The sequence below is a fragment of the Pantoea sp. X-Soil-MYKO-1785 genome (genome assembly GCF_059730675.1).
In genome coordinates this window covers 2906457-2920115 of record NZ_AP036000.1, presented here as the reverse complement: position 1 = coordinate 2920115, position 13659 = coordinate 2906457, and the positions used below count along the sequence as shown (strand labels likewise).

General features: G+C 55.6%; 8 protein-coding genes. 4 read left to right on the top strand and 4 right to left on the bottom strand.

Annotated elements, in window-relative coordinates; genetic code table 11:
- The first annotated feature begins 323 nt into the window (after nt 1-323).
- Nucleotides 324-635, top strand: a complete 312-nt coding sequence (elaB, locus tag AC6I8D_RS13835; RefSeq protein WP_159858965.1) for a stress response protein ElaB — start codon at nt 324-326, stop codon at nt 633-635.
- Nucleotides 636-867: 232 nt separating this feature from the next.
- Complete coding sequence (locus tag AC6I8D_RS13830; RefSeq protein ID WP_312759643.1) at nt 868-2064, top strand: nicotinamide mononucleotide deamidase-related protein YfaY; 1197 nt, start codon at nt 868-870, stop codon at nt 2062-2064.
- Between the two features lie 100 nt (nt 2065-2164).
- Here the strand turns inward: AC6I8D_RS13830 and yfaE are convergent, their stop codons facing one another.
- The 4 genes from yfaE to ubiG all read right to left on the bottom strand — a co-directional run bounded on the left by yfaE (nt 2165) and on the right by ubiG (nt 7314).
- Nucleotides 2165-2425, bottom strand: coding sequence for a class I ribonucleotide reductase maintenance protein YfaE (gene yfaE, locus AC6I8D_RS13825; RefSeq protein ID WP_010258095.1), 261 nt, complete (start codon nt 2423-2425; stop codon nt 2165-2167).
- A gap of 2 nt (nt 2426-2427) precedes the next feature.
- Nucleotides 2428-3558: a class Ia ribonucleoside-diphosphate reductase subunit beta gene (gene nrdB, locus AC6I8D_RS13820; protein WP_312056733.1), complete on the bottom strand. Its 1131-nt coding sequence runs from the start codon at nt 3556-3558 to the stop codon at nt 2428-2430.
- A 75-nt stretch (nt 3559-3633) separates the two neighbouring features.
- On the bottom strand, nt 3634-5919 hold the full coding sequence (nrdA, locus tag AC6I8D_RS13815) for a class 1a ribonucleoside-diphosphate reductase subunit alpha (protein WP_312056732.1): 2286 nt from the start codon (nt 5917-5919) through the stop codon (nt 3634-3636).
- A 669-nt stretch (nt 5920-6588) separates the two neighbouring features.
- A complete protein-coding gene (gene ubiG / locus AC6I8D_RS13810) occupies nt 6589-7314 on the bottom strand; it encodes a bifunctional 2-polyprenyl-6-hydroxyphenol methylase/3-demethylubiquinol 3-O-methyltransferase UbiG (RefSeq protein WP_497820353.1) in 726 nt (241 codons plus the stop codon).
- Nucleotides 7315-7491: 177 nt separating this feature from the next.
- Between ubiG and gyrA the strand changes: the two genes are divergently transcribed.
- The gene (gene gyrA / locus AC6I8D_RS13805; protein ID WP_497820352.1) at nt 7492-10167 is read left to right on the top strand and encodes a DNA topoisomerase (ATP-hydrolyzing) subunit A; all 2676 of its coding nucleotides are present in this window, start codon (nt 7492-7494) and stop codon (nt 10165-10167) included.
- 611 nt (nt 10168-10778) lie between these two features.
- Entirely contained in the window at nt 10779-13631 is a 2853-nt protein-coding gene (gene rcsC / locus AC6I8D_RS13800; RefSeq protein ID WP_497820351.1) for a two-component system sensor histidine kinase RcsC, read from the top strand.
- Nucleotides 13632-13659 lie beyond the last annotated feature (28 nt).

Here is a 13659-nt window from a genome sequence, read left to right as displayed (position 1 = left end):
CCTTAGCTGTTCGAGTTTGTCGTGACTGTCGTGCGAAATGCACTTTTATGGCCCGATAATCACAGGCAACAGGAGGGTACGACAGTCGGGTGACGTGAAAATTCAGTCCGGAGAAAATTTATCAGATTAATCAAAGAAGCGAAGCGAAATTCGGTGTTTGCCGCGCCGCCTTACACTTCTTTGCGAAAGCTCCGCCGCTATCCTGCGGCTCTGGATGGCGTTAGCAGATGAATTATCAGGTGATTCCTGGTGCGCTAAACCGGCAGAGCGCCAGATTGTGGCTATAGTTAATGGACTGCTTTGCAATTCACACGGAGGAAATGATGGTAAATCAGACTGATCAATTCGAAACCGGCCTGGATGACGATATTGCGCTGCTGACCGAAACGCTGGAAGAAGTGTTGAAGTCGTCAGGCGATCCGGCGGATCAAAAATATATCGAGCTTAAAACTAAAGCGGAACAGGCGCTGCACGACGTAAAATCCCGTGTCAGCCAGGCATCCGACAGCTACTACTATCGTGCCAAAAAAGCGGCTTACCGCGCTGACGATTATGTCCATGAGAAACCGTGGCAGGGCATCGGCATCGGCGCGACTGCCGGTCTGGTACTCGGCCTGCTGCTGGCGCGTCGCTAATTACCCTGGCGACACCGTAGCAGCATACTGATGTTAAAAACGGCGGGCGATCCCCGCCGTTTTTGTTGCCGTTTCCGCCGCACCCGCTATCCGCTACCCCCGCCGTGCCGCCGATACGCGACGCCCTCGCGCTCAGACCGTCAACTCCGTTGCTGTGCAGTGGTCAGCGATGTTGATTGTGTTTCATCTGCGGACTTCCTACAGTAAAGCGACCGGCATAAGGAGAACTAACGTGATCAGAGTAGAGATGCTTTCAACCGGGGATGAGGTGCTGCACGGCCAAATCGTCGATACCAATGCGGCCTGGCTGGCAGACGTTTTATTCCAGCATGGTTTGCCGATGACCAGCCGTACCACGGTTGGCGACGCCCTTGAGTCACTGGTCGCGACGCTGCAGGCGCGCAGCCATGAGGCGGATGTGCTGATTGTTAATGGCGGGCTGGGACCGACCAGTGACGATCTCAGCGCCCTGGCCGCGGCGCAGGCCTGCGGTGTTGAGCTGGAGCTGCAACAGGCGTGGCTGGCGCAAATGGAAGCCTGGTTCGCCAGTCGCGGCCGGGTGATGGCAGCCAGCAACCGCAAACAGGCGGAGATCCCGGCCAATGCCGAGCTGATTGATAATCCGGTCGGCACCGCCTGTGGCTTTGCGCTGCAGTTAAATCGCTGCTGGATGTTTTTTACGCCTGGCGTGCCGTCTGAATTTAAGGTGATGGTTGAGCAGCAGATCATTCCGCGTCTTAAAGCGAAGTTTTCCCCGCCTGAACCGCCGATCTGTCTGCGCCTGACCACCTTTGGCCGTGGCGAAAGCGACCTGGCAGCGGAACTCGAACCGCTGAGCTTGCCGGAAGGCGTGGTGATGGGGTATCGCTCCTCCATGCCGATCATTGAGATCAAACTGACCGGTCCGGCCAGTCAGCGGGTGGCGATGGAGCAGGTGTGGCAGCAGGTGCGGCTGCAACTGGCGGAGTGCACCATTTTTGAAGGCACTGCGGGATTGCCGGCACTGCTGGCCAGCGAGCTACAGCAACGTGACTATCAGCTGACGCTCAGTGAGCAGTACACCGCCGGGCTGCTTTACTGGCAGCTGGCCGCAGCGGGCGTGCCGTTGTGTGGTGCTGACATCTTGCCACCTAAGCCGGAGACGCTGGAGCAGCAGGTGATCCGCACCCGCCATCTTGCCGACCAGCAACAGGCGGCGCTGGCGCTCTCTATCGGCAGCCTTGAACAGGAAGAGATTTCGGTCGCGCTGCATACGCCGGATGGTAGCTTTGGTCAGCGCGTGAAGTTCAGTACCGGCCGGCATAATCTGGAGACGCGGCAGAAGGTGGTGGCAATGATGGCGATGAACATGCTGCGCCGCTGGTTACACGGCAGTGAAGTCACTACCGGTCACGGCTGGATTGATGTGGTCGAAACGGTCAGGCAGTAATGTCAGTGAAAACAAAACGGGCGCCTGAGGCGCCCGTTTCGTTTCACAATGCTGACCAACTTAGCCTTGGTGGCTGTAAGTCCGACAAACGCGACCTCAGTTACAACTCAAGCTCGATCTCGCCTTTGGCTTTGCAACAGCAGGGCAGAATCTCGTCCTGCTGCACAAACGCCAGCGGCCGTTGCGGGTAGTGCACTTCGCCTTTCAGCAAACGCATCCGGCAGGAGCCGCAGTAACCTTCGCGGCACTGGAACTCCACGCACAGATTGTTGGCTTCCAGCAGCGTCAGCAGATTGGTATGTTCGTCTGTGCATTCCAGGCGGGTGCCGGAGCTGCGCAGAATAACCACGTCGCGGCTCATGATTACAGCTGGAAGTCGTCGAAGTCGTTAGCGCCCACTTCAGAATCGATCTGACCGACCAGATAGGAGCTGACTTCCACTTCCTGCGGCGCAACCTGAACGTTGTCAGAGACCAGCCAGGAGTTAATCCATGGAATCGGGTTTGAGCGCGTCTGGAACGGCAGATCAAGCCCGACAGCCTGCATACGAATATTGGTGATGTACTCAATGTACTGGCAGAGAATATCTTTGTTCAGGCCGATCATCGAACCGCCGCTGAACAGATATTCCGCCCACTCTTTTTCCTGCAGAGCGGCTTTCTTAAACAGTTCAAAGCACTCTTCACGACACTCGGCCGCAATCTCTTTCATCTCCGGATCGTCTTCACCGCTGCGCAGCAGGTTGAGCATGTGCTGGGTGCCGGTCAGGTGCAGCGCTTCATCGCGGGCAATCAGCTTGATGATTTTGGCATTGCCTTCCATCAGTTCGCGCTCGGCAAAAGCGAATGAACAGGCAAAGCTGACGTAGAAACGGATCGCTTCCAGCGCATTGACGCTCATCAGGCAGATATAGAGCTGCTTCTTCAGGGCGCGCAGGCTGACGGTGACCGATTTGCCGTTGACCTGATGGGTGCCTTCGCCCAGCAGATGCCAGTAGTTGGTCATTTCAATCAGATCGTCGTAATAGCGTGAGATATCCTGGGCACGGGCCAGAATCTGCTCATTGGTGACGATATCGTCAAACACCACCGCCGGATCGTTAACGATGTTGCGGATGATGTGGGTGTAGGAGCGCGAGTGGATAGTCTCAGAAAACGCCCAGGTTTCGATCCAGGTTTCCAGTTCAGGAATGGAGATCAGCGGCAGCAGCGCCACGTTAGGGCTACGGCCCTGAATCGAGTCCAGCAGGGTCTGATATTTCAGGTTGCTGATGAAGATGTGTTTTTCGTGGTCCGGCAGCGCCTGATAATCGATGCGATCGCGTGACACATCGACCTCTTCCGGCCGCCAGAAGAAGGAGAGCTGCTTTTCGATCAGCTTTTCAAAGATGTCATATTTCTGCTGGTCGAAGCGCGCCACGTTTACCGACTGACCGAAAAACATCGGCTCTTTCAGCTGGTCATTTTTGTTCTGTGAGAAAGTGGAGTAAGCCATAAAAAATGTCCAAAAGTGAACGAAGCGAAGCCGCCCCGTGAAAGGAGTGGGGCGGGAGTCTCTCCCGCCCGCCCGTTAGATCTTACATGCGCCGCTTTCGCAGCCATCATCCTGGATAGAAGGTGCCAGATCGTCCTGCGCATCTTCAGCACCGTCACGGGTGTTCTGGTAGTAGAGCGTTTTCACGCCAAATTTGTACGCGGTCAGCAGATCTTTCAGCAACTGTTTCATCGGCACTTTACCGTTGGCAAAGCGCGACGGATCGTAGTTGGTGTTAGACGAGATCGCCTGGTCGATAAACTTCTGCATCAGACCCACCAGTTGCAGGTAGCCGTCGTTGTTCGGCATTTCCCACAGCAGTTCGTACTGATCTTTCAGGCGCTCATACTCCGGCACCACCTGACGCAGAATGCCATCTTTCGAGGCTTTAATGCTGATGTGGCCGCGCGGCGGTTCAATGCCGTTGGTGGCATTGGAGATCTGCGACGAAGTCTCAGACGGCATCAGTGCAGAGAGCGTGGAGTTGCGCAGGCCGTGCGTTTTGATCTCTTCACGCAGGCTTTCCCAGTCCAGATGCAGCGGCTCGTTGCTGATGGTGTCGAGATCTTTCTTGTAGGTGTCGATTGGCAGGATGCCCTGCGAATAGGTGGTTTCGTTGAACCACGGGCAGGCACCTTGCTCTTTAGCCAGCGCATTTGAGGCTTTCAGCAGGTAATACTGAATGGCTTCAAAGGTTTTATGGGTCAGACCGTTGGCGCTGCCGTCGGAGTAACGCACACCGTGTTTCGCCAGGTAGTAAGCGTAGTTAATCACGCCGATACCCAGGGTACGACGGCCCATTGCGCCACGTTTGGCCGCCGGGATCGGGTAGTCCTGATAATCGAGCAGCGCATCAAGCGCACGCACTGCCAGGGTAGCCAGCTCTTCCAGATCGTCGAGGCTGTCAATCGCACCAAGGTTGAAGGCCGACAGCGTACACAGGGCGATTTCACCGTTTTCGTCGTTAACATCTTCCAGCGGTTTGGTCGGCAGCGCGATCTCAAGGCACAGGTTAGACTGGCGAACCGGCGCAATGCTGGCGTCAAACGGGCTGTGGGTGTTGCAGTGATCGACGTTCTGAATGTAGATACGGCCGGTAGAAGCACGTTCCTGCATCATCAGTGAGAACAGATCGACCGCTTTAACCCGCTGCTTACGGATACTCTGGTCCTGCTCATATTTGGTGTAGAGGCGCTCAAACTCATCCTGATCGGCGAAGAACGCATCATACAGGCCCGGCACATCAGATGGGCTGAACAGGGTGATATCTTCGCCTTTCAGCAGGCGCTGATACATCAGTTTATTAAGCTGTACGCCGTAGTCCATGTGGCGCACGCGGTTGCCTTCAACGCCACGGTTGTTTTTCAGCACCAGCAGGCTTTCGATTTCCAGATGCCACATCGGGTAGAACAGCGTGGCTGCGCCGCCACGAACGCCGCCCTGTGAGCAGGACTTGACCGCCGTCTGGAAGTGCTTATAGAACGGGATACAACCGGTATGGAATGCTTCACCGCCGCGGATTGGGCTGCCCAGCGCACGGATACGGCCGGCATTGATGCCGATACCGGCACGCTGAGAGACATATTTCACAATTGCGCTGGAGGTGGCGTTGATCGAGTCCAGGCTGTCGCCGCACTCAATCAGGACGCAGGAGCTGAACTGACGCGTTGGCGTCCGCACGCCGGACATGATAGGCGTCGGCAGCGAGATCTTGAAGGTTGAGATCGCATCATAAAAACGCTTGATGTAATCCATCCGCGTGTCGCGCGGATAGCCCGAGAACAGGCAGGCGGCGACCAGAATATAGAGGAACTGCGCGCTCTCGTAGATTTCGCCCGAGACGCGGTTCTGCACCAGATATTTGCCTTCCAGCTGCTTCACTGCGGCATACGAGAAATTCATGTCGCGCCAGTGGTCGAGGAACTCGTCCATCTGCGCAAACTCTTCTTCGCTGTAATCTTCCAGCAGGTGGCGGTCATATTTGCCCATGTCGACCATTTTAACCACCTGGTCATACAGCTTCGGCGGCTCGAACTGGCCATAGGCTTTTTTACGCAGATGGAAGATCGCCAGGCGGGCGGCGAGGTATTGATAATCCGGGGCATCGCGAGAGATGAGGTCTGCTGCGGCCTTGATGATGGTCTCATGAATGTCAGACGTTCTGATGCCATCATAGAACTGAATGTGGGAGCGCAGCTCCACCTGCGATACCGAGACGTTGTTCAGCCCTTCGGCTGCCCAGTCCAGTACACGGTGAATTTTGTCGAGATCAATGCGCTCCTGGCGGCCATCGCGTTTAGTAACGAGCAGACTTTGGTTCATGTCGCGTTTTTACCTTTGCGTGAGTATCCAAAAATTAAAAGAAATCCCGGTTTATACACAGCATATTCATTGTGAATAATGTGTGGATAAACACTACATCTAGGGGGTGTTGGCAAAAGCCATAACAATATGGAGGCATATTTTAGTATTTTACTGCCGCTTAACAAGAGGAAAAAATGATGTCAGGAGGGGTTGTAATTTCTGCGATATTTCCTGGCCCGCGTCTTATAAGGCCCGCCATCATGTCAACCCGATCCCACTTTTTTTTCTTAATTTGATCGAACGCGTATTTCTTATTCAATCCTTTGCGCCAGGTCCTGGAAAGGGTGAAAAACCGTCAAATTCAGCTAGCGGTGGTGTGGCAGGCAATGCGGAAAAAGGGAAAATCTGGACCGTTCAGACTGCGTGCAGGCTAACCCGTTGGCAGGCAACAAAATGATGCCGCCCGGTTTCTGCGGTTCACCTTTTCCGGTCGGGCGTGGCTAATGCAGTAAGCTTTCGCCCATCAACAGGGCGAGGCATGGCCGGCCGTGCAGCCGGGCCAGCATAATAAAGGAGGAGAGATGACGGGCAGATTTCGCCGGGCGGCGCAGCGAGATAGCGAGATGCTGAGCCGTCCGGCCAGTTAGCGCAGCGCGTCGCCCGCCGGATCGCCGGCGAGCAGGGCGCTTAAACGGCGCGGTGGGTATGCACCATATAATTGACGTCGGTGCCCGGTGCCAGCCTGAAACGGTTGGTCAGCAGGTTGTAGTGCAGGCCAATGATGTGACGTTCACGCAGTGTGGTTTCATCTACCCAGCTCAGCAGTTCGGATGGACGGATGAATTTCTTCACGTCGTGGGTCCCGCGCGGCACCATACGCAGCACATATTCAGCGCCAAACACCGCCAGTAGCCAGGCTTTAGGATTGCGGTTCAGGGTAGAGAAAAAGACTTCGCCGCCGGGCTTCACCAGCTGCGCGCAGGCGTGAACCACCGAGCGCGGATCGGGCACGTGCTCCAGCATTTCCATGCAGGTCACTACATCGTAGTGGCCGGGATGCTGTTCGGCATGGGCTTCTACCGTCTGCTGGACATAGTCGAGCGTTACGCCGCTCTCCTGGGCATGCAGACGCGCCACGGCCAGCGGTTCAGCGCCCATATCCAGCCCGGTGACGATAGCGCCTTCACGCGCCATGCTTTCCGCTAAGATGCCGCCGCCACAGCCGACGTCGAGCACTTTTTTACCATACAGACCGTTGCTGTGCTGGGCGATATAGCCCAGTCGCAGCGGGTTAATCCGGTGCAACGGTTTAAATTCACCCTCCAGATCCCACCAGCGCGAGGCCACGGCCTCAAATTTGGCAATTTCCTGCGCATCGACGTTCTGCTGATGATTCTGCGGTTGTGCATTCATTGAATCGTAACTCCTGACAAAATGTGCCATCAGTATAAACGCTTAACCGGTTATGGCACACCTTTCAGGCGTAAGGAAAAGCGGCTGAAATCGGTGGTTAACGTTCACCAGAGCATTGCAGTGTGATATACTTTCGCACCTTTAAAATCCGGGATTAAGTAGAGGGATAGCGGCTCCATGAGCGACCTTGCGAGAGAAATTACACCGGTCAATATCGAAGAAGAGTTAAAGAATTCTTACCTCGATTACGCCATGTCGGTCATCGTTGGCCGAGCTTTACCCGATGTGCGTGACGGCCTGAAGCCGGTGCATCGTCGCGTACTGTTTGCGATGAGCGAACTGGGTAACGACTGGAACAAACCCTATAAAAAATCTGCCCGCGTCGTCGGTGACGTTATCGGTAAATATCACCCGCATGGTGATTCCGCCGTTTACGACACCATTGTACGTATGGCCCAGCCTTTCTCCCTGCGTTACATGCTGGTGGACGGTCAAGGCAACTTCGGCTCCATCGACGGCGACTCCGCTGCGGCGATGCGTTATACCGAAGTCCGCATGTCCAGAATCGCCCACGATCTGTTAGCTGACCTGGAAAAAGAGACCGTCGATTTTGTCCCAAACTACGACGGCACTGAGCAGATCCCAGAAGTTCTGCCGACCAAAATTCCAAACCTGCTGGTTAATGGTTCCTCCGGTATCGCCGTGGGTATGGCCACCAATATCCCACCGCATAACCTGCGTGAAGTGATCAACGGCTGCCTGGCTTACATTGAAGATGAGAACATCAGCATTGAAGGGCTGATGGAGCATATTCCGGGACCTGATTTCCCGACCGCTGCCATCATCAATGGTCGTCGTGGCATTGAAGAAGCTTACCGTACCGGGCGCGGCAAAATTTATATCCGCGCACGTGGCGAAGTCGAAGCGGACGCCAAAACCGGCCGTGAGACCATCATCATTCATGAGCTGCCTTATCAGGTTAACAAGGCACGTCTGATTGAGAAAATCGCCGAGCTGGTGAAAGAGAAGCGTGTCGAAGGCATCAGCGCACTGCGTGATGAATCCGATAAAGACGGCATGCGCATCGTGATTGAGATCAAGCGTGATGCGGTCGGCGAAGTGGTGCTGAATAATCTCTATTCACTGACTCAGCTGCAGACCTCGTTCGGCATCAACATGGTGGCACTGCATCAGGGCCAGCCGAAGATTATGGCGCTGAAGGAGATTCTGGAAGCCTTTGTCCGCCATCGTCGTGAAGTGGTGACCCGCCGTACCATTTTCGAACTGCGTAAAGCCCGTGACCGTGCGCATATCCTTGAAGGCCTGGCGATTGCGTTGGCCAACATCGATCCGATCATTGAGCTGATTCGTCGTGCGCCAAGCCCGGCGGAAGCGAAAGCGGGTCTGGTTGCCCAGGCATGGGATCTGGGTAACGTTTCCGCGATGCTGGAGCGTGCCGGTGATGACGCCGCGCGTCCGGAGTGGCTGGATGCGCAGTTCGGTATTCGTGACGGTCAGTACTATCTGACCGAGCAGCAAGCTCAGGCGATTCTGGATCTGCGTCTGCAGAAACTGACCGGCCTTGAGCATGAAAAACTGCTGGATGAGTATAAAGCGCTGCTGGATCAGATCGCTGAATTGCTGCATATCCTGTCAAGCGCCGAGCGTCTGATGGAAGTGATTCGCGAAGAGCTGGAACTGATGCGCGATCAGTTTGGTGATGAGCGTCGTACTGAGATCACCGCCAATACTGCTGACATCAATATCGAAGACCTGATCAATCAGGAAGATGTGGTCGTGACGCTGTCGCATCAGGGCTACGTGAAGTATCAGCCTCTGACCGATTACGAAGCACAGCGTCGTGGTGGTAAAGGCAAGTCGGCCGCGCGTATCAAAGAAGAAGACTTCATTGATCGTCTGCTGGTCGCCAACACCCATGACACGATCCTCTGCTTCTCAAGCCGTGGCCGTCTCTACTGGATGAAGGTTTATCAGCTGCCGGAAGCGAGCCGTGGCGCACGTGGACGTCCAATCGTCAACCTGCTGCCGCTGGAAGCCAACGAACGCATTACCGCGATTCTGCCGGTACGCGAGTATACCGAAGGCTTCAACATCTTCATGGCGACCGCCAGCGGTACCGTGAAGAAGACCGCGCTGAAAGAGTTTAGCCGTCCGCGCAGTGCCGGTATTATCGCCGTCAATCTGCGTGACGACGACGAGCTGATCGGCGTGGCGCTGACCAACGGCAACGACGAAGCGATGCTGTTCTCGGCTGCCGGTAAAGTGGTGCGCTTCGCGGAAACCGCAGTCCGTGCGATGGGCCGTACCGCATCCGGTGTGCGCGGCATCAAGCTGGCCGAAGGCGATCGCGTGGTGTCGTTGATTGTGCCGCGTGAAGAGGGTGCAATCCTTACCGTGACGCAGAATGGCTACGGTAAACGTACTGCCAACAGCGAATACCCAACCAAGTCGCGTGCGACGCAGGGTGTTATCTCCATCAAGGTGACCGATCGTAACGGTCCGGTGATTGGAGCGGTGCAGGTTGTCGATGGCGATCAGATCATGATGATCACCGATGCTGGTACGCTGGTGCGTACGCGTGTTTCAGAAGTCAGCATCGTGGGTCGTAACACCCAGGGTGTGATTTTGATCCGTACGGCTGAAGATGAAAACGTAGTTGGGCTGCAACGTGTTGCTGAACCGGTTGAAGAAGAAGAGCTGGATTCAATCGACGGTAGCGTGGCTGAAGGCGAGGACGATATCGCGCCGGAAGCGGAGCTTGATGACGAAGAGATCGCGCCAGAAGCGGATATCGATGATGAAGACGAAGCGGCGGCAGACGACGAAGAGTAATTCGTTGGTCGTTAGCTGAGTACGCTGTCGAAACGGCAGGTCAGGGGAAACCCGGCCTGCCGTTTTTTTTTGGCGATGGGATGCTGAAGAGGTGATGAAACGGAGAGGTGACGCGCGGCGGTGAGTGGGTGCGGTGGTTAAACGCTGCGGTGAGTGAGGTGCGGTGGTTAAACGCGGCGGTGAGTGGGGGGCGGTCGAAAGGCCCGCCCTGCCCGATCGCAAAGGAAACCCGCTTCCGTGCGGATCGGCCGCGCCTTCCGTGGCGCGGACGCTTTGCTTTTCGGACAGGGCGGCTCTTTCTGGGTTGGCTGAAGTGCGGTTGCTTTGGCTGATGTTGCTGTTGTGCGCTGGCGGTTGCTGGTGGCGGTGATGGGATGTCGGATAGGGCGGGCAGCAAACCTGACTGACAGATTCAGGGATCGCAGCGGGGCGTGACGTTGTTCACCGTCTTCTGGCCAGGTGCGGCTTCAGAAACGATAGCAACGCGCCGTTAAAAGATTCCCAAACCGGGTGCTAAGCCCGCGTCCGACTGGCTTTTTTTGCCCGATAAAGCTAGTGTATGGGCATTAAAAATCGACGATGCGATTAACCTTGCCAACTGCGAGTTCCACTTGAAATATCCTGTCTCTTTCCGCACCACGCTTCGCATCTCGCGCTACCTTTTTCGCGCGCTGGCGCTGCTAATCTGGACGCTGGGCGCCGTGCTGACCGCCTTTTACATCATTAGCGTGCTGCATGAAAAAGAGACCCAGGTCCGCCAGGAGTTCGCCAGTAATTACGGCTCAATCGAGTGGTATGTCCGGCACTCCGCCGACATGATGCGTGAGCTGAAATATATCACCGAGAACCGTCTGACCAACGCCAGCAGCGGGCTGGATGTGCTGACCGGGATGATGCCGGGCAAATCGACCCAGCCGCAGTTTACGCCGCTGTTCTCCGACGGTGACTGTACTTCGATGAGCAATACCTGGCGTAACTCGCTGGATTCGCTCAGTTACTACATCAATTACTGGAAAAGTAACTTCGCTTCGTCGTACGAGCTAAATCGGGTGTTCTTTATTGGCGGTGAAAATCAGTGCCTGGCCGACTTTACCATCGGCAGCAGCAACGCCGACCGTGAACGCAGCCTGAAATCCCTGCGTGAGAACGTGCTGCGTTACCGCAACAGCAATGAAGAAGAGCGCCGTAATCCGATGTACTGGATTAACAGCAGTACCCAGCCGGGTGTGGGGACCTTCTATATGGTGGTGCCGGTTTACGTCGCCAACAAATTGCAGGCGCTGCTGGGGGTTGAGCAAAATATCCGCCAGGATGAGTTTATACAGCCTGGCAGCCTGCCGGTTATCGCTTCGATTACCGATGAAAATTATCGTCCGCTGCTTAATTCACGCCGTGGTGGCCTCGGTTTTTCGCTGGACGATCTGCCTGACGATAAAACCTGGTTTGGCTACCTCAACGGCTATCGCCAGCTGGTCCTGAAAAAACCGCTGCCGCCGTCCGACCTCAACATCGTCTGGTCGATTCCCACAAACGTGGTGGTCGATCAGTTAAAACTGATGATGATTAATGCGCTGCTGCTGAATATTTTCAGTGCCATCATGCTGTTTACGCTCGCCTGGCTGTTTGAGCGGCGGATGTTTCTGCCTGCCGAAGAGAATGCGCACCGGCTGGAAGAGCATGAGCAGTTTAACCGCAAGATTGTCGCCTCAGCGCCGGTGGGTATCTGCATTTTACGCACCAGCGACGGCACCAATATCCTGAGTAATGAGCTGGCGCACAACTATCTGACGCTGCTTACTCAGGAAGATCGTCAGCGGCTGAACGAAATCATTGGCGGTCAGCAGGTAAATTTTGTCGATGTGCTGACCGGCAGTAATACCAACCTGCAAATCAGCTTCGTTCATTCACGCTATCGCAATGAGAATGTGGCGATTTGTGTATTGGTGGATGTCTCGGCGCGCGTCCGAATGGAACAGTCGCTGCAGGAGATGGCGCACGCCGCCGAGCAGGCCAGTCAGTCGAAATCGATGTTCCTCGCGACCGTCAGTCACGAACTGCGTACCCCGCTGTATGGCATTATCGGTAACCTCGATCTGTTGCAGACCAAGCAGTTGCCAAGCGGCATTGATTCGCTGGTAACCGCGATGAATAACTCCTCCAGCCTGCTGCTGAAAATCATCAGCGATATTCTCGACTTCTCTAAAATTGAGTCGGAACAGCTGAAGATTGAGCCGCGGCCGTTTGCCCCGCGTGAAATCGTTACTCATATCGTCGGTAACTATCTGTCGCTGGTGGTGAAAAAGCGACTAACGCTCTACTGCTTCATCGAACATGACGTGCCGCAGGTGCTGGATGGCGATCCGCTGCGTCTGCAGCAGGTGATCTCGAATCTGCTGAACAACGCGATCAAGTTCACCCACACCGGCTGCATCATCCTGCATGCCTACGTTGCCGAGGGTTATCTGGCGTTCCGCGTTCGTGATACCGGCGTCGGCATTCCGGCCAAAGAGCTGCCGCGACTGTTTGATCCGTTCTTCCAGGTGGGCAATGGCGTGCAGCGTAATTTCCAGGGCACCGGTCTGGGACTGGCGATTTGTGAAAAGCTGATCAACATGATGGACGGCGATATTGAGGTCGACTCCGAGCCGGGCATGGGCAGTCAGTTCATCGTGCGTATCCCGATCTACAAAGGACAGCAGCCTGCGCTGCCGTTGCTGGAAGGGATGCAGGATAAGAAAATCTGGCTGGCGATGTGCAACGAATATCTGGCGGAATTTATTGCGCGCCAGTTACGGCAGCAGGGCATTCAGGTGGCTGAGTACCACGGCAAACCCGGTCCGGACGATGTGGTGATGACCGACCACGAACTGGATATTGATTTGCCGCTGCGGGCGCTGGTGACGTTTGACGGTTCGCACGTCGATATGCCGCGTGAACGTCAGCCGGGACGCTGGATCCATTCTACTGCCACGCTGCACGAAGTGCCGACGCTGCTGGCACGCATCTATCGCATCGCGCTGGACAGTGACGCGGCAGACGCGCTGCTGCTGGCCGGACCGGTAGAAGAGAAAGTGCATAACGATGACATCATGGTGCTGATTGTGGACGATCACCCAATCAACCGCATGCTGCTGTCAGAACAGCTCGGCACGCTGGGCTATCAGGTTAAAACGGCACAGGATGGCGTCGATGCGCTCAACGTGCTGAGCCGTAATGAGATTGATATCGTGCTGACCGACGTCAATATGCCGAACATGGATGGTTACCGACTGACGCAGCGGCTTCGTCAGCTGGGGCATCTGTTCCCGGTGGTCGGCGTTACCGCGAATGCGCTGGCTGAAGAGAAGCAGCGTTGTATGGATGCGGGCATGGATAACTGTCTGTCGAAGCCGGTAACCCTGGATGTGCTGAAGGTGACGCTGGCGATCTATGCGGAGCGGGTACGTAAAACGCGGGCAGGATAGCAGAGGGCAGGAGAAGTAAAGGCGGTGC